Source organism: Nannocystis exedens (genome assembly GCF_002343915.1).
In the GTDB taxonomy this organism is placed as follows: domain Bacteria; phylum Myxococcota_A; class Polyangia; order Nannocystales; family Nannocystaceae; genus Nannocystis; species Nannocystis exedens.
In genome coordinates, this window is sequence record NZ_NETK01000001.1 from 3,827,906 (window position 1) to 3,849,788 (window position 21,883).

The 21,883-nt window shown below is 69.2% G+C and carries 16 protein-coding genes, 5 tRNA genes and 1 pseudogene; 1 reads left to right on the forward strand and 21 read right to left on the reverse strand.

The features are described 5' to 3' along the window. Positions 1 to 36: 36 nt before the first annotated feature. The 19 genes and pseudogenes from rpoB to NAEX_RS15155 all read right to left on the reverse strand — a co-directional run. Positions 37 to 4,149: pseudogene (rpoB, locus tag NAEX_RS15065) on the reverse strand (DNA-directed RNA polymerase subunit beta); the annotation flags it as partial. 278 nt (positions 4,150 to 4,427) lie between these two features. Next, positions 4,428 to 4,820, reverse strand: a complete 393-nt coding sequence (gene rplL, locus NAEX_RS15070) for a 50S ribosomal protein L7/L12 (RefSeq protein WP_096328195.1) — start codon at positions 4,818 to 4,820, stop codon at positions 4,428 to 4,430. Between the two features lie 63 nt (positions 4,821 to 4,883). Then, positions 4,884 to 5,408, reverse strand: a complete 525-nt coding sequence (gene rplJ, locus NAEX_RS15075) for a 50S ribosomal protein L10 (RefSeq protein WP_096328196.1) — start codon at positions 5,406 to 5,408, stop codon at positions 4,884 to 4,886. 235 nt (positions 5,409 to 5,643) lie between these two features. Further along, positions 5,644 to 6,345, reverse strand: a complete 702-nt coding sequence (gene rplA / locus NAEX_RS15080) for a 50S ribosomal protein L1 (RefSeq protein ID WP_096328197.1) — start codon at positions 6,343 to 6,345, stop codon at positions 5,644 to 5,646. Positions 6,346 to 6,474: 129 nt separating this feature from the next. Then, positions 6,475 to 6,915, reverse strand: a complete 441-nt coding sequence (gene rplK, locus NAEX_RS15085; protein WP_096328198.1) for a 50S ribosomal protein L11 — start codon at positions 6,913 to 6,915, stop codon at positions 6,475 to 6,477. Positions 6,916 to 7,049: 134 nt separating this feature from the next. After that, positions 7,050 to 7,586 (reverse strand): transcription termination/antitermination protein NusG, encoded by a 537-nt coding sequence (nusG, locus tag NAEX_RS15090; protein WP_224192981.1) that lies wholly within the window; start codon positions 7,584 to 7,586, stop codon positions 7,050 to 7,052. A 21-nt stretch (positions 7,587 to 7,607) separates the two neighbouring features. Continuing rightward, entirely contained in the window at positions 7,608 to 7,943 is a 336-nt protein-coding gene (secE, locus tag NAEX_RS15095) for a preprotein translocase subunit SecE (protein ID WP_170135732.1), read from the reverse strand. Between the two features lie 139 nt (positions 7,944 to 8,082). Further along, positions 8,083 to 8,155, reverse strand: a tRNA-Trp gene (locus tag NAEX_RS15100). A gap of 16 nt (positions 8,156 to 8,171) precedes the next feature. After that, positions 8,172 to 8,333 (reverse strand): 50S ribosomal protein L33, encoded by a 162-nt coding sequence (gene rpmG / locus NAEX_RS15105; RefSeq protein ID WP_096328201.1) that lies wholly within the window; start codon positions 8,331 to 8,333, stop codon positions 8,172 to 8,174. Positions 8,334 to 8,484: 151 nt separating this feature from the next. Then, a complete protein-coding gene (gene tuf, locus NAEX_RS15110) occupies positions 8,485 to 9,684 on the reverse strand; it encodes an elongation factor Tu (RefSeq protein WP_096328189.1) in 1,200 nt (399 codons plus the stop codon). A gap of 49 nt (positions 9,685 to 9,733) precedes the next feature. Beyond that, positions 9,734 to 9,809: transfer RNA gene (locus tag NAEX_RS15115), tRNA-Thr, on the reverse strand. A gap of 62 nt (positions 9,810 to 9,871) precedes the next feature. After that, positions 9,872 to 9,944 (reverse strand) — tRNA-Gly (locus NAEX_RS15120). A gap of 9 nt (positions 9,945 to 9,953) precedes the next feature. Next, positions 9,954 to 10,038: transfer RNA gene (locus tag NAEX_RS15125), tRNA-Tyr, on the reverse strand. A 54-nt stretch (positions 10,039 to 10,092) separates the two neighbouring features. Then, a tRNA-Thr gene (locus NAEX_RS15130) sits at positions 10,093 to 10,165 on the reverse strand. A 230-nt stretch (positions 10,166 to 10,395) separates the two neighbouring features. Next, on the reverse strand, positions 10,396 to 11,586 hold the full coding sequence (locus NAEX_RS15135) for a tetratricopeptide repeat protein (protein WP_143141296.1): 1,191 nt from the start codon (positions 11,584 to 11,586) through the stop codon (positions 10,396 to 10,398). A gap of 167 nt (positions 11,587 to 11,753) precedes the next feature. Beyond that, positions 11,754 to 13,481, reverse strand: coding sequence for a HEAT repeat domain-containing protein (locus tag NAEX_RS15140; protein WP_096328203.1), 1,728 nt, complete (start codon positions 13,479 to 13,481; stop codon positions 11,754 to 11,756). A gap of 274 nt (positions 13,482 to 13,755) precedes the next feature. Then, entirely contained in the window at positions 13,756 to 14,445 is a 690-nt protein-coding gene (locus NAEX_RS15145; RefSeq protein WP_177326047.1) for a bactofilin family protein, read from the reverse strand. 2 nt (positions 14,446 to 14,447) lie between these two features. Beyond that, complete coding sequence (locus NAEX_RS15150; protein ID WP_096328205.1) at positions 14,448 to 14,762, reverse strand: bactofilin family protein; 315 nt, start codon at positions 14,760 to 14,762, stop codon at positions 14,448 to 14,450. A gap of 32 nt (positions 14,763 to 14,794) precedes the next feature. Beyond that, entirely contained in the window at positions 14,795 to 15,169 is a 375-nt protein-coding gene (locus NAEX_RS15155) for a bactofilin family protein (protein ID WP_096328206.1), read from the reverse strand. A 190-nt stretch (positions 15,170 to 15,359) separates the two neighbouring features. Here NAEX_RS15155 and NAEX_RS15160 point away from each other — a divergent pair, with 190 nt between their 5' ends. Next, entirely contained in the window at positions 15,360 to 16,766 is a 1,407-nt protein-coding gene (locus tag NAEX_RS15160; RefSeq protein WP_170135733.1) for a glutamate--cysteine ligase, read from the forward strand. A gap of 257 nt (positions 16,767 to 17,023) precedes the next feature. Here NAEX_RS15160 and NAEX_RS15165 read toward each other — a convergent pair whose 3' ends face one another. Together NAEX_RS15165 and alaS are read right to left on the reverse strand one after the other, a co-directional pair. After that, positions 17,024 to 18,916 (reverse strand): hypothetical protein, encoded by a 1,893-nt coding sequence (locus NAEX_RS15165; RefSeq protein WP_096328208.1) that lies wholly within the window; start codon positions 18,914 to 18,916, stop codon positions 17,024 to 17,026. A 39-nt stretch (positions 18,917 to 18,955) separates the two neighbouring features. After that, on the reverse strand, positions 18,956 to 21,634 hold the full coding sequence (gene alaS, locus NAEX_RS15170; RefSeq protein WP_096328209.1) for an alanine--tRNA ligase: 2,679 nt from the start codon (positions 21,632 to 21,634) through the stop codon (positions 18,956 to 18,958). Between the last annotated feature and the right edge of the window lie 249 nt (positions 21,635 to 21,883).

The following is a 21,883-nucleotide window of genomic DNA, read 5'->3' on the forward strand; positions in this document are numbered from 1 at the left end:
GGAGACGCCGGTGACCACGCCCGTCTCCGCGTTGACGTCGACGAGCTCGATGTTCAGGCACAGGGCCTGCAGCTCCTTGAGGAGCACGTTGAACGATTCGGGCACGCCGGGCTGCATGGTCGGCTGGCCCTTGACGATGGACTCGTACATCCGCATGCGGCCGACGACGTCGTCCGACTTGACGGTGAGCAGCTCCTGCAGCGCGTAGGCGGCGCCGTAGGCCTCGAGCGCCCAGACCTCCATTTCGCCGAGGCGCTGGCCGCCGAACTGGGCCTTGCCGCCGAGGGGCTGCTGCGTCACGAGCGAGTACGGGCCGATGCTGCGGGCGTGGATCTTGTCGTCCACGAGGTGGTGCAGCTTCAGCATGTACATGATGCCGACGGTGACGTTCTCCTCGAACGCCTCGCCGGTGCGGCCGTCGAACAGGATCGCCTGGCCGCTCTCGGGCACGCCGGCCTTGCTGAGCGTGCCCTTGACCTCGGTCTCGAGCGCGCCGTCGAACACCGGCGTGGCCATGTGGACGCCGCGCCGCAGCTTGTCCGCGAAGCGGATCACGTCGTCGTCGCCGAGACCGTCGATGAAGCGCTGGGCCTCCTTGGTCTCGTAGATCTTCTTCAGCTGGGTGCGCAGGACCTCGGGCGAGAACTTGGTCTGCATGTAGCGGTCGATCTGCTGCCCGAGCTCGTAGGCCGCCCACCCGAGGTGGACCTCGAGGATCTGGCCGACGTTCATGCGCGACGGCACGCCGAGCGGGTTGAGCACGATGTCGACCGGGCTGCCGTCCTCGAGGTACGGCAGATCCTCGATCGGCAGGATCCGCGAGATCACGCCCTTGTTGCCGTGGCGGCCGGCCATCTTGTCGCCGACCTGCAGCTTGCGCTTGATGGCGACGTAGACCTTGACCATCTTGATGACGCCGGGCGGCAGCTCGTCGCCCTTGGTCAGCTTGGCGATCTTCTCGCGGTAGATGGTCTCGATCTCGTCGAGGTCCTTCTCGAGGCGGCGGGCCAGAGCCTCGACGACCTCGGTGTCCTCGGCGGTGGTGAGCGAGAACCGGCCCCACTCGCTGCGCGGGACGTCGGCCAGGTTGGCCTCGGTGAGCACCACGCCGGCGGCGATGAGCTCGCGGCCGGCGTCGTCGACCAGCTTGGCCGCGGTGGTCTTGCCGACCAGGATCTCCTTCATCCGGTTGTAGTAGCCGTCGGACACGATGGCGACGTTGTCGCGCCGGTCCTGCATCAGCTTCTCGCGCTCGGCGTCCTCGATCTGCTGGGCGCGCGTGTCCTTCTCGACCGACTTGCGGGCGAACACCCGCGCGTCGATGACGATGCCGCTGACGCCCGGCGGCAGGCGCAGCGAGGTGTCACGCACGTCGCCGGCCTTCTCGCCGAAGATCGCGCGCAGCAGCTTCTCCTCGGGGCTGAGCTGGGTCTCGCCCTTCGGGGTGATCTTGCCGACCAGGATGTCGCCGGCCTTCACCTCGGCGCCGATACGGGCGATGCCCGCCTCGTCGAGGTTCGCCAGCGCGTCCTCGCCGACGTTCGGGATGTCGCGGGTGATCTCTTCCTTGCCCAGCTTGGTGTCGCGGGCGACGCACTCGAACTCCTCGATGTGGATCGAGGTGTACACGTCCTCGCGGACGATGCGCTCCGAGACGAGGATCGAGTCCTCGAAGTTGTAGCCCTGCCAGGGCATGAACGCGACGACCACGTTCTGGCCCAGCGCCAGCTCGCCGCGCTCCGTCGCGGCGCCGTCGGCGATGACGTCGCCCTTCTTCACCCGGTCGCCGACGCGGACGATCGGCTTCTGGTTGAGCGCGGTGTTCTGGTTCGAGCGCTGGAACTTGGTCAGGTTGTAGATGTCGGGCTTGGCGCCGAGGATGCCGCGGTTCTCCTCGGTCTTGCCGGTGACCGGCTTGACGACGATGCGCGCGCCGTCGACCTGCTCGACCACGCCGTCGCGCAACGCGACGACGGTAGACCCCGAGTCGCGGGCGACGTGCATCTCCATGCCGGTGCCGATCAGCGGGGCCGCGGTGCGCAGGCACGGGACGGCCTGGCGCTGCATGTTGGAGCCCATCAGCGCGCGGTTGGCGTCGTCGTGCTCGAGGAACGGGATCAGCGAGGCCGCGACCGAGACCAGCTGGCTCGGCGAGACGTCCATCAGCGTCACCGAGGCCGGGGGGACCGACTCGAACTCGTCGTTGTGACGGACCTGGACCTGGTCGGCCAGCAGCTTGCCGCTGTCGTCGGTGACCGCGTTGGCCTGGGCGATGAAGTGCCCCTGCTCCTGCAGCGCCGAGTAGTAGTCGACGTCCGACGAGGCGACGCCGCCGTCGACGGTGCGGTACGGGGTCTCGATGAAGCCGAACTCGTTGATCCGCGCGTACGTCGAGAGCGACGCGATGAGGCCGATGTTCGGACCTTCCGGCGTCTCGATCGGGCAGATGCGGCCGTAGTGGGTGTTGTGGACGTCGCGGACCTCGAAGCCGGCGCGCTCGCGCGTCAGACCGCCCGGGCCTAGGGCCGACAGGCGGCGCTTGTGCGTGACCTCGGACAGCGGGTTGGTCTGGTCCATGAACTGGCTCAGCTGCGAGGACGCGAAGTACTCCTTCACGACCGCCGAGACCGGCTTGGCGTTGATCAGGTCGGCCGGCATGAGCGCGTCCATCTCCTGGGACATGCTCATGCGCTCCTTGATCGCCCGCTCCATGCGCACGAGGCCGATGCGGTACTGGTTCTCCATCAGCTCGCCGACGGCGCGCACGCGGCGGTTGCCGAGGTGGTCGATGTCGTCGATCTGGCCGCGGCCGTTGCGGAGCTCGACAAGGTACTTGACCGTCTCCATGATGTCGCGCTTCGTCAGCACGGTGGAGGTCAGGCTCTCCTCGAGGCCGAACTTGTGGTTCAGCTTGAGGCGGCCGACGGTCGACAGGTCGTAGCGCTCGGGCTTGAAGAACAGCGACTCGAACAGGGTCCGCGCCGTCTCGGCCGTCGGCGGGTCGCCGGGGCGGAGGCGGCGGTAGATCTCGAGCAGCGCGTCCTCGGGCGTGTGCAGCTTGTCCTGCAGCAGGGTGTTGCGCAGGTACGGGCCGACGTTGAAGTCGTCGATGAAGAGGATCTTGAAGCTCTTGATCTTGGCGTCGGCGAGGCGACGGACGTGCTCCTCGGTGAGGTCCTCGTTGCAGTTGAGGAGCACCTCGCCGGTGTTCTCGTCGATCACGTCCTCGGCCGAGACCTTGCCCACCAGGCTCTCGGCGTCCATCGGCAGGGTGCGGATGCCCGACTGCCGCATGCGCTTGATGTTCGCCTTGGTGAACTTGCGGCCCTTGCGGACGATGACCTCGCCCGTCTCGGGGTCACGGATGTCGTGCGAAGCGCGTTGACCGGCCAGCAGATCGAAGTCGATCGCGCGGGTCAAAACGCCGCCCTCCTCGATGTTGATCGTCTCCTTGTCGTAGAAGAAGTCGAGCAGATCGGGGGTGTTGTAGCCGAGCGCGCGCAGCAGCACGGTCGCGTGCAGCTTGCGCCGGCGATCGATGCGGACGAACAGCGTGTCCTTGTGATCGAACTCGAAGTCGAGCCAGCTGCCGCGGTACGGGATGATGCGGGCCGAGAACAGCTTCTTGCCCGAGGCGTGGGTCTTGCCCTTGTCGTGATCGAAGAACACACCGGGGGAGCGGTGCAGCTGCGACACGACCACGCGCTCGGTCCCGTTGATGATGAAGGTGCCGTGCGCCGTCATCAGCGGGATCTCGCCGAAGTAGACCTCCTGCTCCTTGACGTCGCGGATCGACTGGGTGCCGGTCTCGTCGTCGACGTCCCACACCACCAGGCGAACCACCACCTTGATCGGCGCCGCGAACGTCATGCCGCGCGCGCGGCACTCGTCCTCGTCGTACTTCGGGCGGTCGAGGCTGTAGCTGACGAACTCGAGCGAGCTGGTCTCCCCAAAGTCCTTGATCGGGAACACGCTCTTGAAGACGGCCTGGAGCCCGATCTCCTCGCGGTTCTCCAGCGGCACGTCCCGCTGCAGGAACTTGTCGTACGACCGCTTCTGGATGTCGATGAGGTTGGGGACCTCGATGATGCGCTTGAGCTTTCCGAAGTTCTTGCGCACACGGAAGTTGTTCTGGATCATCGGTGGCATCGCGGTTCCTCAGGGGGGACGAACTGCCGAGTGAGGCAGTGGAGCGGGCCGGCAGGTTGTCTAAGCGCTAAACGAGGCAAATGCTCAGGACTTCGGGCCTTGTGGCTCGTGAGCCAGCGAGATCGCGAAGCGGCAAAAAGTACTCGAGATCCGATGTGAGCCAGGGCTCACGGGGGCGCGAAATTGCGCCATTACAAACGCGACATGTGTACGACGCGCAGGGGGCTTCCCCCCTGGCGCCGTACACGCCGGAGCAGCTTGGGCGGCGGGCCCTGAGATCACTTGATCTCGACCTCAGCGCCGGCCTCCTTGAGCTGCTTGGCCATCTCCTCGGCCTCGGCCTTGGAGATGCCTTCCTTGATGTTGGCCGGGGCGCCCTCGACCAGGTCCTTGGCCTCCTTGAGGCCGAGGGCGGGGTTGAGCACGCGGACCGCCTTGATGACGTTGATCTTCTTGTCGCCGAAGCCCTTGAGCACGACCGTGAACTCGGTCTGCTCTTCCTTCTTCTCGGCGGCGGGCGCGGCGGCACCACCACCGGCGGCGGCGACGGCGACCGGCGCGGCGGCCGAGACGCCCCACTTGGTCTCGAGCTCCTTGACCAGGTTGGCGATCTCGATGACCGGAAGGTTGCTCAGGTAGTTGATGACTTGGTCGCGGGTGATGTCGGTCATGACGAATTCCTCGAAGTCTGTCGGTACAAACGGTGACGGGTTGATGAGGGACGAGCGCCGGCCTCAGGAGGCAGCGGCGAGCTGGTCCTTGCGGGCATTCAGGAGGTAGAGGAAGCTCTGCGGGGCGGCGTTCAGCACGCGGACGAAGCTGGTCGCCGGCGTGTTGAGCAGGGCCAGGAACTGCGCCTTGAGCTCGCGCGGCCCGGGCATGTCGGCCAGGCGATTGACGCCGCTGGCGTCGAGCGTCTGACCATCGATGATGCCGCCCTTGATCTTGAAGCTCTTGGCGTCCTTGGCGAAGTCACGCGCCACACGAGCCGCTGCACCCGGGTCCTCCGGCGAGAACGCGATGCCGGTCATGCCCTTCAGCAGGGAAGTGGCCGGCTCGTGCTTCGTCCCGGTCACCGCGTAGTGGATGACCGAGTTCTTGTAGACCTGGTAGCGGCAGTTGGCCTCGCGGAACTTGTTGCGGACGTCGCTGGCCTCGGCCACGGTGATCCCGGTGTAGTCGACCAGGACGAACGCGGACACGCCGCTCAGTTCCTCGCGGAGCTTCGCCGATTGTTCGTGTTTGCTCAGGGTGGGCATCTCTGGCTCGTCTCCTCGGCCCTCCGGGTGGAGGACCGCCGAGATGGAGGACGGACGACCCGTCCCCGCTTCCTCTCGTCGCTCGCTCCACTCTCGGCAGGCCGCTCTCGCGTTTACGGTCGGTAGGCCGACCACCTGCTGTCTTCGAGTGCGTGCGCCCTCGCGGGCGGCTGCATCACGTCACTTCTGCGACAGACTTGGTGAACTCCTTGATGAAAAACCTGGGTCGAGAGGCCTAGCGCTCGAGGAGCGAGGCGATCTCGTTGGTGTCGAGGCGGACCGACGGGCCCATCGTCGACGACAGCGCGACGCTCTTGAAGTACTTGCCCTTGGCCGTCGACGGCTTGAGGCGCTGCAGGGTCTCGAGCAACGAGAGGATGTTCTCCCGCAGCTTGTCGGGCCCGAACGACACCTTGCCGACGGGCGCGTGGACGATGCCGGTCTTCTCGGTGCGGAACTCGATGCGGCCGGCCTTGATCTCGCGGACCGCCCGGGCCACGTCCATCGTCACGGTGCCGACCTTGGGGTTGGGCATCAAGTTGCGCGGGCCGAGCACGCGGCCGAGGCGACCGACGAGGCCCATCATGTCGGGCGTGGCGATCGCGCTGTCGAACTCGAGCCAGTTCTCCTTGAGCACGCGGTCGACCAGGTCCTCAGCGCCGACGAAATCGGCGCCCGCCTCGCGCGCCTCGTTGGCCCGCTCGCCCTTGGCGAACACGACCACGCGCAGCGACTTGCCGGTGCCGTGCGGCAGGGCGCACGACGAGCGGATCATCTGGTCGGCGTGCTTCGGGTTGACGCCCAGGCGGGCCGCGACGTCGACCGTCTCGTCGAACTTGGTGAACTTCAGCTTCGGCAGCAGCTCGACCGCTTCGGCGAGGGTGTAGCGCTTGTCGCGGTCGACGAGCTTGCGGACCGCCTCGTACTTCTTGCCCATTGTCTCTTGCCCTTTCCGGGGTCCCAGCGGCCTCTACGGCCTCCCCCGGGGTTGTCCCGGCCCGCGGTGAGCCGGGGCTCCTGCCCGCATGTCTTCAGGGGCAGGAAGGAAATTCTCACGGCGCCGAACTCAGGCCTCGACCACGTCGATGCCCATCGAGCGCGCGGTGCCGGCGATCGAGCGCGCGGCCGCGTCGATCGAGGCGGCGTTCATGTCCTTGAACTTGTACTCGGCGATCTCGCGGACGTCCTTGGTCGTCAGCTTGCCGATCTTCTGCCGGTTCGGGACGCCCGAGCCGCCCTCGACCTTGGGGTTGGCCGCCTGCACCTTCTTCAACAACAAGATCGACGCCGGCGGCGTCTTGGTGATGAAGGTGAACGAACGGTCCGAGTAGACGGTGATGACCACCGGAATCACGAGGCCCTGGTCCTTCGCCGTGCGGGCGTTGAACTGCTTGCAGAACTCCATGATGTTGACGCCCTTGGAGCCGAGCGCAGGGCCGATCGGGGGCGCGGGGTTCGCCTGCCCGGCCTTGATCTGGAGCTTGACGTACGCGGTTACCTTCTTCATGGCAGTGCTTCGTGACGAAAAGGGTGGGTCGGTCGGGTGGGCCGACGCCGCTGGCGCCGCCCTTCAGGGACCGTGAGCTTGACGCCGCTCACTCGGCGGGACAGGCGTGCTGGCTTGTCGCAGATCCGCCGGCGTTACACAACCGGCTCGACCTCGGAAAAGTCGACCTCGACGCGCGTCGGGCGGCCGAACAACGACACCGACAGCCAGATCTTCTGCTTGTCGTTGTTGATCTCCTCCACCTCACCGGTGAAGTTGGCGAACGCGCCGCTGCGCACCCGCACCTGCTGGCCGACCGAATACGTGATGTTCGGCACGACCTTCTCGACGGGCGCCTGCTCGTCCGGCGGCGCCTGCCCGAGCATGCGGTTCATCTCGGCCTTGCGCACCGGCTTGGGGTTCTGACCGCCGAGGAAGCCGGTCACCTTCGGGGTGTTCTGGACCAGGTGCCAGCTCGCCTTGGTCAGGTCCATGCTGATGAAGATGTAACCGGGCAGAAGCTTGTTGGTCTTCTGGACGGTCTTCTTGCCGCTCCGGGTGGTCACCTTCTCCGAGGGGATCAAGATCTCCCCGAACTGCTCCTCGAGACCGGCGTTCTTGATCCGATCCTCCAGGGCCTTCTTTACCGAGTTCTCGTAGCCCGAGAAGGTGTTGACGACGTACCACTCCATGAGAATTTGTGCCCCGATCCGTCAGAGAGCGTAGAGCCAGTCCGTCACGTTGGACCAGAACAGGTCCATCATCGCCAGGATGACGGAGCAGACGAGCGTGAGGACGACGACCACGATCGTGGCGACCCGCGTCTCCGCCTTGGTCGGCCACGTCACTTGCGAGACCTCGACAGCGACCTCGCTCACGAACGTGAACCAGCGCTTGTTCCGCCAGGCGACGAGGGCGCAGATCAAGGCGACGCCGGTGCCGATCGCCGAGGCCAGGTTCGGCGCCGGGCGTCCGAGCTCCCGCGGCCAGTACGACCACAGCAACGCCCACATGTCCTCGGTGAGGTTGCTGAAGACGTACGCAAGCAACAGAAAGCCGAGGAAAAACGCAGCGTGGGCCCACCGACTGGGGTCGAACTCACGGGCGACAACGAGCTTTCGTTTGCGCGGCGGGGTCGTCATGGCAGGGTCTCAGAGTGTCCGAAGACCGGCCATCTCTGACAGGAAGCAGGGGGTGGGGGACTCGAACCCTCGGCCTGCGGATTTGGAGTCCGCTGCTCTACCAACTGAGCTAACCCCCTGTAAGAACCCACTCTCTTACTTGGTCTCCTTGTGATCCGCGTGCTTCCGGCAGTGGCGGCAGAACTTCTTGAGGACGATCTTCTCGGGCGTCGTCCGCTTGTTCTTGGTCGAAGAGTAGTTGCGCCGCTTGCAGGTCTGGCACTCGAGCTGGATGATGATGCGGTTGCCGGCAGCCATGGGAGCCTCAACAGGCGAAGGGGTCCGGTTCTAGCAAGACCCGTTCCGGTTGACAAGTTCGAGCCCGGAGGTCGGCGCTGGCCAACAAACCGGGGAGTTAGGGCAAAACAGGGCGGGGGTCACGCCCCCCGCCCTGCCGATCCCGAGCGACTTACTCGAGGATCTTGGTGACGACGCCGGCGCCGACGGTCTTGCCGCCCTCGCGGATGGCGAACTTCAGGCCTTCCTCGCAGGCGATCGTGCTGTGCAGCTCGACGGTGATCTCGATGTTGTCTCCGGGCATCACCATCTCGACGCCCTCGGGCAGCGTCACAGAACCCGTCACGTCCGTCGTCCGGAAGTAGAACTGCGGCCGGTACCCCTTGAAGAACGGCGTGTGACGGCCGCCCTCCTCCTTCTTCAGCACGTACACCGTCGCCTTGAACTTCTTGTGCGGCGTGATCGTGCCCGGCTTGCAGAGCACCTGCCCGCGCTCCACCGCCTCGCGGTCGATGCCGCGGATCAGCAGGCCGACGTTGTCGCCCGCCTGGCCCTGGTCGAGCAGCTTGCGGAACATCTCCACGCCCGTGACCGTGGTCTTCTGCGTGTCGCGCAGACCGACGATCTGCACCTCGTCGCCGACCTTGATCACGCCGCGCTCGACGCGACCCGTCGTCACCGTGCCGCGGCCCGAGATCGTGAACACGTCCTCGACCGGCATCAGGAACGGCTTGTCCAGCTCGCGCACCGGCTCGGGGATGTACGAGTCGCACGAGTCCATCAGCTCCCAGATGCACTTCGCGTCCGGGTGATCCCACGACGGCGCCTCGAGGGCCTTCAGCGCGCTCCCACGGGTGATCGGCACGTTGTCGCCGTCGAACTGGTACTTCGACAGCAGCTCACGCAGCTCGACCTCCACCAGCTCCAGCATCTCCTCGTCGCCGGCGCCGATCATGTCGCACTTGTTCAGGAACACCACGATCGCCGGGATGCCCACCTGACGGCCCAGCAGGATGTGCTCGCGCGTCTGCGGCATCGGACCGTCCGGCGCGCTCACGACGAGGATCGCCCCGTCCATCTGCGCCGCGCCCGTGATCATGTTCTTGATGTAGTCCGCGTGCCCGGGGCAATCCACGTGCGCGTAGTGCCGCTTGCTCGACTCGTACTCCACGTGCGCCGTCGAGATCGTGATCCCGCGCGCCCGCTCCTCCGGCGCCTTGTCGATCTGGTCGTAGCCCTTGAACTCCGCCTGTCCCTTCAGGCTCAGCACCTTCGTGATCGCCGCCGTCAGCGTCGTCTTCCCGTGGTCCACATGGCCGATCGTGCCGATGTTCACGTGGGGCTTGTTCCGTACGAATGTTTCCTTCGCCATGGCTGTGCTTCTCTGGGGGTGACGGGTTCAGTCGTCGAGAGGGATTTTCTGGAGCCCATGAGCGGATTCGAACCGCTGACCTCATCCTTACCAAGGATGTGCTCTACCAACTGAGCTACATGGGCATGAAGTTGTTCGGGACCGGGAGGCCAGGAGGGCCGGATTCAGATGCGCGGGTCGCGCAGAGAGCGGGAGACGAGGGTCGAACTCGCGACATTCAGCTTGGAAGGCTGACGCTCTGCCAACTGAGCTACTCCCGCGGTAGGCAGTGGATGGGGAAGGATTCGAACCTTCGAAGCGCGGTGCGCGGCAGATTTACAGTCTGCTCCCTTTGGCCGACTCGGGCACCCATCCTCGTGGTTTGGAACGATCGCTGCGTGCGTGGCCCGGAGGCCGTGCGGCGTGGAGAGCTGGCGATGGGACTCGAACCCGCAGCCGCCTGATTACAAATCAGGTGCTCTACCAATTGAGCTACGCCAGCGTGTGGTGAGATTTCCCTCCGGGGTCGTCGTGGCGGTCGTTCCGCCGGTGTTCGTGCTTCAGGCTAACGAAAAGCGTCGGGCCCTGTGAGGGTCCGAAAGTGGACGCGGTGTATAGCCGCGGATCTGGGAGAGTGTCAAGCCACGTGGGGCGCGGGTGAGCGCCGGGAGCCGGCAGCCGCGGAAAGGCCGATTTCTGGCCGCTGGCGGGCGCAAAGCGGGCCTGCGGGCGTCAGAGCGGGGTCAGCTCCGGCACGAACAGCTTGCGATCGACGGGGCTCGGCTCGCCGCTCGCGGAGGCGATCTCCCCGGCCGCGATCTCGGGGCGGGCCTCGGGCGCCAGCGGCGGGTGCGGCTTGCCGAGAGTCGTGTCACCGGCGAGGAGCACGGCCTGCAGCTCGCTCAGCTTGGCCTCGGTCTGGGCCGTGAACTCGCTCTCGTAACCGAGCCGGCGGGCGGTGGCGAGGTTCTTCTCGAACACCCAGATCGCCTTGTTGACCACCGGTCTCAGCTGGCTCTTGAGCTCCTCGTAGTAGACCTGGCGCTGCTTGTCGTCGAGCCAGTCCGGCACGGGGGCGTGCATCATGGCGTCGTAGAACTCCTCGAACAGGCTGCCCAGCTGGAAGCCCGCCGCCGAGACCCAGAACATGTGCTTGGCCTTGATGGTCTCGTTGTAGGCGTCCTGGGCCTTCTCCAGCAGGGCGAACTTGCGGGCGAAGTCCTCGGTCATCTGCTTCTCGGGCAGGCGGATCGGGACGTCGCGGAAGCGCCGGTGCCACACGGCCGCCCGGTAGAAGCGGGCCATGCCGACGAAGTAGTAGTTGCTAAAGCGCTCGCTGCCCGCCTCCTGCGAGGCGACGAAGACCTGGTCGGCCTGCTGCAGCAGCGGCTCGGCCTGGTCGAGCTGGCCGAGCTCGAAGTAGGCGTAGCCCTGGCGGGCCAGCGCCTCGACCTTGGCGCTGGGGAGGGTCGCGCGCGCGAAGGCCTCGCCGTAGCTGTCGGCCGAGGCCTTCCACTCGCCGAGCTCGGCGTAACAGGCGCCGCGGCGGGCGAACAGGTCGGCGGGGCCGTCGTTGAAGCGGGCCAGGTAGGCGTCGTAGGCGCGGATCGCCGCGGCGCAGTCGCGCAGGAGCTCCTGGGCCCGCGCCAGGCCGAGGTAGGCCTGGCGCACGCCGGTCTCGTCGGGGTCGCCGCCGAGGTAGCCGGAGAACAGGGCGACGGCCCGGGCCGCGTCGCCGGCGGCCAGCGCGGCCTCGGCGTCCGGCAGGGTCGCCGGACCGCTGGGCGCCGCCGCGGCCGCCTCGCCGGGCTGCACCGTGACGGCCGCGTCCTCGGGGGTGACGAGGCCGGCGGACTTGCCGGCGCAGGCGACCGGCGCGCCCGCGAGGACGACGAGCGCGAGCCGGACGAGCGAGCGGGACATCGGCGTGAGCATGGCACACGAGGCCGTGGACATCACGGCCTGATTGTGAGTTGTCGCGTCGGAGATCGCTCCGGTCGGGTTCGCGCGGCGAGGCCGGCGCGCGTCGCCGGCGCGACGCGGACGTCGACCTCGCCGTGTCGTCGGCGAGGTCGACGCGCAGGTGCTCGCTACTCGGACAGCTTGGCGATCGTGTCGCGGGCGGTCAGCACCGCCTTCTGGTAGCTGATGTCGGTCGTGCCCTTCTCGCCCTTCATGATGTCCTCGAAGGTGTCGACGCACTTCTGGCAGCGCTTGCCCTGCATGATGCGCGCGGCCATGAGCGCCATCGTCACGCGGGCGTCGACCTCGCGGACCTTGTAGGCCTGCGCGATCGCCTCGGCGACGGCGGCGTCGCCCGGCGCGAGGCGGGTCAGCTCCATCGCCGCGTTCTCACGCGCGACCCAGTTGGCGTTGGTGTCCTTGAGGGTCTTGAGGTAGCAGTCCTTGTCGTTCTTGCAGGTCTCGAGGGTGGCGAGCGCGGGCTCCCACTGCTTGAGGCCCTCGGCGACCTTCGGGTCGGTGTTGGCGGCGAAGGCCTCGCGCACGGCGGCGACCTGGTCGGGGCCCGCGGCGAGCACCGCGAAGCGGCCGGCCTCGATGCGGATCGACAGCGGCGTCTTGTCGGTCGTCGGCAGGGTCTCGGGATCGCTCTCGGCGGTCTTGAGGAAGTTGGTGAGGCACTTCACGGCCTCGTCGCCGCCGACGTAGCCGAGCGCCTCGACCATCATGAACTGCTCCTCGAAGTGGACGGTCGCCTGCGTGCACGGGCAGATCGCGGCCGCGGCCTTGGGGTCGCCGATCTGGCCGAGCGAGGTGACGATCGCGTTGCGCAGGTTCTCGTTGTCGGCCTTGTCCGGATCTTCCTCCTCCTCCTCGGCCTTCTTCTTCTTGTCCTTCTTCTTCGGGTCCTCCTTGACCACCGGCTTGCAGGAGTCCGCGGGGATGTTCTTGATCAGCGCGTCGACGGCCTGCGGGCTGCCGAGCGAGCCGAGCATCAGCGCGGCCGTGAAGCGGACCACGGGCACGGTGCTGCCGGCCTCGACGACCTTCTTGATGACGATGTCGTCTTCCTTGCCGGTGAGCAGCTCGACGAGGCGCGGGACGGCCGGCTCGCCGATGCTGTTGAGCGCCAGCTTGACGCGGTTGCTGAGGTTCTTGCTGTCGGTCTGGTCGTCGGGGATCGAGAAGTTGGCGATCACGAGCGGCTCGATCGCCGCGGGGTCGCGCAGGTTGCCGAGCGCCTCGGCGACGATGCGGTGGATCTGCGGCGGCCGCATCTCGGTCGGCTGCTGCAGCGCGGCGATCAGCGCCGGCACGGCCTTCGGGTCCTTGAGGATCCCGAGCGTGCGCGCGAGCTCGCGGCGGATCTCCCCCTCGGCCTTGCCCTTGTCCTTGCTCGGGTCCTTCGTCAGGCCCTCGAACAGGCCGAGCACCGCGTCGGTCGAGCCGGTGGCCTTGGCGCGCTGGATGCCCTGCAGGGCGATCAGCACGCGCTTGCGGCCCTCCTCCGAGCCGTCGAGGGTGCCGAGCGCCTTGCTCCACAGCGGCGCGGCCTCGGGCCGGCCGATGTCGCGGAGCATCTCGAGCATGTTGACCTGGTGCTCCGGCGAGGAGTCCCACTGCTCCTCGAACACCGGGATCACCTTCTGCACGAACTCGTCGAGCCGCGGGCCGTTGTCGGGCGAGGTGATGACGGTCTTGACCAGGTCCTTCATGCCCGAGAAGCCGATGCCCTTGGCGCTGGCATTGCGGATGTTCTCGATGTGCGTCTCGTAGGCGTAGGGGTCGGGCTCCTTGCAACCAGTGGTCGTGAACACCGACAGGGCGAACAGGGACGAGAGAAGGAGCTTGCGCATCAGGCCGACCTTTCAGGATGAAGGCCCGCTCGGGCCGAGGAGGAGATGTGGAGAATCCGGCCCAATGAGGCCGAATGCGGCCGCGCGGGCCATGACAGAGCTGCGCCGGATGTTACCAAAGCCGCGCGCGGGATGTTTGCCGCAGTTTCGTCGCGCGTCAAAAAACCAAAGGCTTGCCGGGGTGCGCGCGAGGCCTCGACGCGACCCGTCGGTCCGCCGCTCGCGTGGGCCGCGGCGGCGAGCTCGTGTTGCGGGCGACTCGCCCGGGGAGCGCTCAGATGCGCTCGACCTTGTGCTTGCCGCGGGCCAGGACTCGCGGGCGCGCGACCTTCTTCGCCCGCTTGGCGCCGTCGCCCCAGTCGGCCTCCTCGGCCTCGCCGTAATGCTCGCTCGCCGGCTCCTCGTGGCGCGGGCGGGCGAGCGACGGCTTGGCGAGCACGCTCTCGCGCCGGGGAGCAGTCCGCTGCGGCGGCAGACGAACGCCGTTCTGGGTGGCGTAGGAGGCGGCCGGACGGGCCTGGGCCGGGCGGGCCTGGGCGGCGGCCTGCGACCACTGACGGCCTTCGCGGCGCTCGCGGCCGGCCTCGGCCTCGGCCTCGGCCTCGTCCTCGTCGGGCGGCTCCATGCTGACCTGGCCGCGGAAGGCGGCGCCGGGGGCGACGACGAGGCGGGGGGCGCGGAGATCGCCGACGACCCGGGCGCTGGCGGCGAGAACGATGCTGCCGGCGGCGGTCAGGTTGCCGACCACGGTGCCGGCGACGACCACGTCATCGGCGAACACATCGGCGGCGATGATGCCCTCGGGCTCGACGTAGAGCGTGGCGGAGAGGTGGATGCGGCCCTCGAGCGTGCCGTGGACGCGAATGTCCTCCTGACCAGACAGGCGACCGACGATGTGCGTGCCGGGGCCGACGACGGTGGTGGCCTCGTCGGGCGAGGATTGCGTGGATTCCGACTGCGACACCTTCATCCCCCCATGTCAACGTTGCCCTTGAACGAGGCGCCGTCGGCGATGAGGATCCGCGGGGCGCGGATGTCACCGACGACGGTGCTGCTCGGGCGCAGCTCGGCGCGCTCGCTGGCGGCGACGTCGCCGCGGAGCGTGCCCTGGACTGTGATCGAGGCGGCGTCGACGGTGGCCTCGACGACCCCGCCGTCCTCGATGACGAGGGTGTCCCGGACCTGGATCCGGCCCTTGACGGTGCCACGGACGACGAGGTGCTCTTCGCCGGTGATCTCGCCGTCGATGAGGATGCTGGAGCCGATGACGGTGCTGGACATGTGGGGTGCCTGCGAGGTCGGGGAGGTGAGAGTCAGCGAGGGCGCGGTTGCCGGAGGACGTTGCCGGGCAGCGGGACGTCCATCTCGACGGCGCCCTTGAACTGCGCGCCGTCGGCGATCTCGACGCGCGGGGCGCGGAGGTTGCCGACCACGCGGGCGCCCTCCCGCAAGGTGATGCCCTCGGCGGCGACGACGTCACCCTCGACCTGGCCGTGGATCTCGACGCTGTCGGCCTCGATGTCGGCGGCGACCAGGGCCGGACCGGCGATGAGGAGGTGCGCCGTCAAGGCGATGCTGCCCTCCACCCTGCCCTGCACCACGACGTCCTCCTCGCCGACGAGGGACCCACGGACGGTGATCCGCGGGCCGATGACACAGGGAGCTTCGTGGACGGCAGATCCAGCCATGGCCTTTACGCCGGCGAAGAGTAACGGCGGCCCTGCGCCGCGGTCAAGCGCAGGTGACGGTCGGGCCCGGCGCCGCAGGACCTATCGGCCGTTCGTCACGCGCCCGTGGGCTTCAATTCGCTGTCAAGTCTCGCCAAACGGCACGTACACTGATTCTCCGCCAGCCTCGGCGACGAACCCGGAGCCTTCTGTGAGCAGCACCCCCGAGACCCCCGCCTCCAGCACGCCGCTGCAGCCCGAAGACCTCACGGGGTTCTTCCGCCGCGCCGAACGCCCCGACCGCCGCAGCCACAAGATCGGCACCGAACACGAGAAGTTCGGCGTGGTCGTCGCCGACGGCGAGTACCGCCCCGTCGAGTACGAGGCCCACGTCCTGGCGGTCATGCAGGGCTTCATGGCCCGGTTCGGCTGGAAGCCAGGCGGCGAGCGCGGCAACGACGGGGCGCTCATCAGCCTCGAACGCGACGGCGCGTCGATCACCCTCGAGCCGGGCGGCCAGTTCGAGCTCAGCGGCAAACCCCTGGCGGACGTCCACCTGACCTGCCAGGAGTTCACGCAGCACCAGCGCGAGCTTCACGCGGTGTCGCAGGAGCTGGGGATCGCCTGGCTGGGGTCCGGCTTCCATCCGTTCGCCACCCGCGAAGAGATCCACTGGATGCCCAAGCCGCGCTACGCGGTGATGCGCGCCTATCTGCCGACCCGCGGCCAGCGCGGGCTCGACATGATGCTGCGCACGTGCACCGTGCAGGCCAACTTCGACTACGCGTCGGAGCAGCAGGCAGGGCTCCGGTTCCGCCTGGCGATGGGGGTCTCGGCGCTGACGACGGCGCTGTTCGCCAACTCTCCATATAAGGAAGGCGAGGACCGCGGGTTCGCCTCGCTGCGCAGCGACAACTGGACCGACGTCGACGCCGCCCGCTGCGGGCTGCTGCCGTGGGCGTTCGAGGCGCCGTTCTCGTACCAGCGCTACGTCGACTGGGCGCTCGACGTGCCGATGTTCTTCATCCGGCGGCAGGGCCGCTACATCCCGCTGCACGTGCCGTTCCGGCAGTACATGGCGACCGGCTACGTCGACCCGGACGGGGTCCGCCACGCGCCCACGCAGGGCGACTGGGAGCTGCACCTGAGCACGCTGTTCCCGGAGATCCGCCTGAAGCCGTACCTCGAGGTCCGCGGCTGCGACTCGGTGCGGCAGAACATCCTCTGCGCGCTGCCGGCGCTGTGGAAGGGGCTCCTCTACGACGACGACGCCGGCGAGGCGGCCTGGGAGCTGGTCTCCGACCTCGACTTCGGTGAGCGCCTGACCCTGTGGGCCGAGTGCCGCCAGGCCGGCCTCGCCTCGCCGCGCGTCCGCGCGCTGTGTGCACGGCTGCTCACCATCGCCCGCGCCGGGCTCGACCGCGCCGACATCCGCGACCATCGCGGCCGCACCGAGGCGTTCTTCCTCGACCCCCTCGAGGCTTTGGTCGCCGCCGGCACCTCGCCCGCCGACGTCGCCCGCGCCCAGCTCGGCCCCCGCCCCGGCCGCGACGTCGCGGCCCGCCGCGCCTTCGTCCGCGCGTTCCACTTCGCCGGGGCGGGGCTCGAAGAGACCTGAGCGTTCAAGCATGTTCTCGCGGGCATGCTCGATAGGGCATGTCCAATCGGGCATGTTCGAGCTCGGAGATCCTCACTGCGGCACCCGCGGCGCCTCTCGGTGCGGCTCCTGCTCGCTAACCGACGGTCCGGGGCTCGCCGCCCGGCATCGACCCGCAGACCCGGGGCCTGGCCGAGCGGCATCCGCTCGCGCGGCGCCTCGGGAGGCAGACCGGTCCGAAGAGACATGCGCCGAGGAACATGTCCCTCCCGCCAGCCTCACTCGTCGTCGTCGCGCAGGTAAGGCGGCAGGTCCTCGATCAGCTCGACGCGGCTCAGCTCCTGGATGTCGTCGTCGACCGGAGGCGGCGGCGGCGGCGGCGGCTTGCGCGCGGGCGGCGGCGGCGGCTTGCGCGGCGGGGCGGGCTTCGGCGTGGGCCCGCGCGAGGCGCCGCCCGAACCGGCGCGCGGCTTGGCGAGCGGCGCGCCGAGCTCGACGACCTTCTTCTTCGGGGTGCGGTGGCGCAGCACCGGGGCGCCGCTGTCGCCGTCGACGTCGACGGCGGGCAGGCCGGGCATCGGTGGCGTGTCCCGGGTGCGCACCGGCTCGGCGATCGTCTCGTCGTCGTCGAGGGCGGTGGCCTGCGTCGGCGGCGGCGACAGGCTCGGCGCCTCGTCGTCATCCACCAGCACCCCGCGCACGTCGTCCAGCGACGACCGCCGCACCGGCGCCGACGCACGGGTCGCCGGCGCCTCGTCGTCGTCCACCAGCACCCCGCGCACGTCGTCCTGCGACGACCGCCGCACCGGCGCCGACCCGCGGGTCGCCGGCGCCTCGTCGTCGTCCACCAGCACCCCGCGCACGTCGTCCAGCGACGACCGCCGCACCGGCGCCGACCCGCGGGTCGCCGGCACCTCGTCGTCGTCCACCAGCGCGCCGCGCACGTCGTCCAGCGACGACCGCCGCACCGGCGCCGCGCTGCCGGGCCGGCGAACATCTTCGATCGATGCGCCGCGCAGCGACCGATCGTCGCCGCGCCGGACCTCGTCCAACGACGCGCGCAGCACCGGCGCCGCGTCGTCGTCGTCGACCAACACGCCACGCACGTCGTCCATCGACGCGCGCCGCACCGGCGCCGCGTCCACGAGGTGCCGCACGTCGTCCATCGACGCGCGCCGCACCGGCGCCGCGTCGTCGAGGCGGCGCACGTCGTCCAGCGAGGTGCGTCGCACAGGGGCGTTGCTCTCGAACAGCGGGCCGAGGCTGACGCCGAGCGGCGGCTCATCGTCGAGCAGCGGCGAGGCCTCGCCGTGCACCGGCGGGACCTCGTCGTCCTGCAGCGTCGGCAGCGGCAGGTCGTCGTCGTCCTGGATCGGCATCCGGACGTCGTCGTCGTCGTCGATGAAGCCGGACGCGTGGGAGCTCGTACGCGAGGACACGGTCGTCGACGACCGGGGCGCGTCGACGATGTCGGGCCCCGCGTCGGGGTAGAACAGGTCGCTGAGGCCCGAGCTCTCGCCCGTGTCCTCGTCGGGGATCCCCAGCACCAGCGCCGCCGACTCCTCGCTGCTGATGCCGAGCGCAGCGGCCAGCGGCAGGGTCGCCGAGAGGTCGCCCGGGGGCGAGGGCGTGGTCGGCGAGTAGTCGACCTCGCGCTGGGCCGCGAGCGCGAAGCTCCGCGCCAGCGTCGGCCGCTCGTCGACGACCGGCTCCTGCTGGCGGTACGGGTACGGGCGGTTCAGCTTGAGGATCGACTGGAAGCGGGCGAAGCCGCCGAGGCCGGAGTCGGGGTCGTCGTCGACGTACGGCGCGGGCTGCGGCTGTGAGGTGGTGGCGGCCGTGACCGCCTGCCGCAGGTCGGCCGGGATCTCACCGTCGTGCTCGTCGTGGTCCTCGCGCTCCTCAGCGCTGCTGCGGCGGTCGAAGCCGTCGCGCCGCTCGAACCCGTCGCGGCGATCGACGCTGTCGCGGCGATCGCCACCGTCGCGGCGGGCGGCCGGGCTGCTGTCCCTGGAGACATGTCCCGAAGTACCGCCGAGCAGCTCGCCGAGCGTCGAGTCGGGGTCGAGCCCCTGCAGCAACACGTTGGCCCGCGCGCGCGCCCACGCGAGCAGGGCCGGTACGTCCTTGGCCGCGTAGCCCTCGCTCGCCAGCAGGTCATCGAGCTGCATTCGATTTCACGGTATCACAGCGCGCCCCGCCCGTGCGGCTCAGCCGAGCTGCGCGGCGAGGGCGCTGCCGGCGGCCTCGATGGCCGCGGGCAGGCCGGCCGCGTTGGGGCCTCCGGCCTGGGCCAGGTCCGGCCGGCCCCCGCCGCGGCCGCCGACATGTGAGGCGAGGGCGGCGATGAGGTTGCCCGCGTGCACCTTGCCGGCGAGGTCCTTGGTGACGGCGACCAGCAGCGAGGCCTTGCCGTCCTTTTCGGCGCCGAGGACGATCACGCCGGAGCCGAGCCGATCGCGCAGGGTGTCGGCGGCCTCGCGCAGGGCCTTGGGGTCGGCGACGGCGACGACCTTGGCGAGCAGCTTGACGCCGGCGACGTCGGCGACGGTGTCGGAGCTCCCGCCCCCGCCGACGGCGAGCTTGCGCTGCAATTCGGCGATCTCGCGCTCGCGCTTCTGCGCGCTGGCCTGCAGGCGGCCGAGCTTCTCGAGCACGTCGCTGGGCCCGCTGGCGTGGAGCTCGCTGGCGGCCCGGTCGAGGATCTGCACGGTCTGCTGCAGGTGCTGCAGCGCGTTCATGCCGGTGACGGCCTCGATCCGGCGCACGCCCTGGGCGATGCCGACCTCGCTGACGATGGCGAACAGGCCGATGTCGCCGGCGCGGTGGACGTGGGTGCCGCCGCACAGCTCGACGCTGTCGCTGCCGATCCGGACCACCCGCACCTGCTCGCCGTACTTGGCCTCGAACAGGCCGATCGCGCCGGCGCTCTTGGCGTCGCCGGGGCTCATCTCGCGCGTGTCGGTGTCGGCGTTGGCGAGCGTCATCTCGTTGACGATGCGCTCGATCTGCTGCCGCTGCTCGGGCGTGATCGGGCGCGGGTGCGAGAAGTCGAAGCGCAGCCGGTCGGGCGCGACCAGCGAGCCCTTCTGCGCCACGTGGGTGCCGAGCACCGCGCGCAGGGCGTGGTGCAGCAGGTGGGTCGCGCTGTGGTTGCGCCGGATCGCGGCCCGGCGCGCGGCGTCGACCGTCAGGGTGACGAGGCGGCCGACCTCGAGCGTGCCGCGGGTGACCTTGCCGCGGTGGACGTGCAGGTCGCCGGTCGGCTTGAGGGTGTCGACGATCTCGACGCGCACGCCGTCGCCCTCGGCGATGCCGGTGTCGCCGACCTGGCCGCCGCTCTCGCCGTAGAACGGGGTCGCGTCGGTGATGAACTCGACCTCGTCACCCTCGTGCGCGGCGGTCTGCTCGACGCCGTTCACCGCCAGCGCGAGCACGCTGCCGCGGGTGCTGAGCTCGGTGTAGCCGGTGAAGGTCGCCTGCCCCGCGAACCGCTCCTTGAAGCGGAAGTAGAGGTTGTCGATCGCCTTGTCGCCGCCGCCGAGGTTGGCGGCCGCGGCGCCGGCCGCCTGGCGCGCCTGGACCTCCTGCTTGACGGCCTCCTCGTCGAGCGTAAGGCCCTTCTCGCGGCTCAAGATCCCGGTGAGGTCGATCGGCAGGCCGTAGGTGTCGTAGAGCTCGGCGGCGACGCCGAGCGGGAACGCGGTCTCGCCGGCGGGCAGCTCGGCGACGGCGCCCTCGAACAGCCGCAGGCCGCGCTTGAGCGTGCGGCGGAAGCTCTCCTCCTCGCCGCGCACGACCTCGTCGATCGTGGCTGCCCTCTCGACCAGGTGCGGATAGGCCTCGCCGAACTCCTCGACGACCTTCTTGCACACCTCGTGGAAGAACAGGTTCTCGAGCCCGACCTTCTCGCCGAAGCGGATCGCCCGGCGCATGATCCGGCGCAGCACGTAGGGCCGGGTGTCGCGATCGGGGAACACGCCGTCGGCGATCAGGAAGGCGGTCGCGCGCGCGTGGTCGGCGATCACGCGGAACGGCGCCTCGCCGGCCCCGAGGTCGTGCGCCGGCGCGCCCGCGAGCCGCTTGGCGAGGTCGACCAGCGGGGTCAAGAGCGAGGTGCGGTAGTTGCTGCCGACGCCCTCGAGCACCGAGGCCAGCCGCTCGAGGCCGGCGCCGGTGTCGATGCTCGGCTTCGGCAGCGGCACGAGCCGGCCGTCGTCGAACTTCTCGTACTGCATGAACACGAGGTTCCACAGCTCGGTGTAGCGGGTGTCCTCGTGGGCCGGGCCGCGGCCGGCGAGCCCGGCGTCCGGCGGGGCCTTGTCGCCGTGGAAGATGTGGATCTCCGAGCACGGCCCGCACGGACCGGTCGGCCCCATGGCCCAGAAGTTCTCCTTGGCCGGGAAGCGGTAGATCCTGTCCTTCGGGACATACGCGGTCCACAGCTCGTAGGCCTCGTCGTCGGCCGGGGCCGACTCGCCCTCGCCGCTGAAGACGCTGACGACCAGGCGATCGGCCGGGATGCCGAGATCCTCGGTCAAGAACTCCCAGCCCCAGCGGATCGCGTCCTGCTTGAAGTAGTCGCCGAACGAGAAGTTGCCGAGCATCTCGAACAGCGTGTGGTGCCGCTCGGTGAAGCCGACGTTGTCGAGGTCGTTGTGCTTGCCGCCGGCCCGCAGGCACCGCTGCACGGTGACCGCCCGCTTGTAGGGCCGCGGGTCGCGCCCGAGGAAGGTGTCCTTGAACTGCACCATCCCGGCGTTGGTGAACAGCAGCGTCGGATCGTTGGCCGGCACCAGCGACGACGACGGCACGACGGCGTGGTCGCGGGCGGCGAAGTAATTGAGGAATCGGCTGCGGATCTCGTGAGCGCGAATGGGCCGCTGCATGGGCGGGGGAGAATAATCGATCCGCGCGGCCACGAGCCCCCGCGCGCAGGACCCTCACCGCGTGCGATTTCGCGCGCGCATCGCGCACGTCGCAGGCACGCGATCGCGCCCCGATCCGGCCCGCCGGCTGGCTCGCCGGGAGCGGCGGGCGCATGAGGCATGTCCTTCCGCGGAATCTGGCCGGCATGGCGTCTCTCCTCGAGATCCAGCCGCCCGAGCCGCCCCGCCCGCGCCGGCCCGCCAAGCGCC

Coding starts and splice junctions, on each gene's coding strand:
- rplL (WP_096328195.1), bottom strand. CDS start 4,820: ATGACCGACATCACCCGCGACCAAGTCATCAACTACCTGAGCAACCTT.
- rplJ (WP_096328196.1), bottom strand. CDS start 5,408: ATGCCCACCCTGAGCAAACACGAACAATCGGCGAAGCTCCGCGAGGAA.
- rplA (WP_096328197.1), bottom strand. CDS start 6,345: ATGGGCAAGAAGTACGAGGCGGTCCGCAAGCTCGTCGACCGCGACAAG.
- rplK (WP_096328198.1), bottom strand. CDS start 6,915: ATGAAGAAGGTAACCGCGTACGTCAAGCTCCAGATCAAGGCCGGGCAG.
- nusG (WP_224192981.1), bottom strand. CDS start 7,586: ATGGAGTGGTACGTCGTCAACACCTTCTCGGGCTACGAGAACTCGGTA.
- rpmG (WP_096328201.1), bottom strand. CDS start 8,333: ATGGCTGCCGGCAACCGCATCATCATCCAGCTCGAGTGCCAGACCTGC.
- tuf (WP_096328189.1), bottom strand. CDS start 9,684: ATGGCGAAGGAAACATTCGTACGGAACAAGCCCCACGTGAACATCGGC.
- NAEX_RS15135 (WP_143141296.1), bottom strand. CDS start 11,586: ATGTCCCGCTCGCTCGTCCGGCTCGCGCTCGTCGTCCTCGCGGGCGCG.
- NAEX_RS15140 (WP_096328203.1), bottom strand. CDS start 13,481: ATGCGCAAGCTCCTTCTCTCGTCCCTGTTCGCCCTGTCGGTGTTCACG.
- NAEX_RS15150 (WP_096328205.1), bottom strand. CDS start 14,762: ATGTCCAGCACCGTCATCGGCTCCAGCATCCTCATCGACGGCGAGATC.
- NAEX_RS15155 (WP_096328206.1), bottom strand. CDS start 15,169: ATGGCTGGATCTGCCGTCCACGAAGCTCCCTGTGTCATCGGCCCGCGG.
- NAEX_RS15165 (WP_096328208.1), bottom strand. CDS start 18,916: ATGCAGCTCGATGACCTGCTGGCGAGCGAGGGCTACGCGGCCAAGGAC.
- alaS (WP_096328209.1), bottom strand. CDS start 21,634: ATGCAGCGGCCCATTCGCGCTCACGAGATCCGCAGCCGATTCCTCAAT.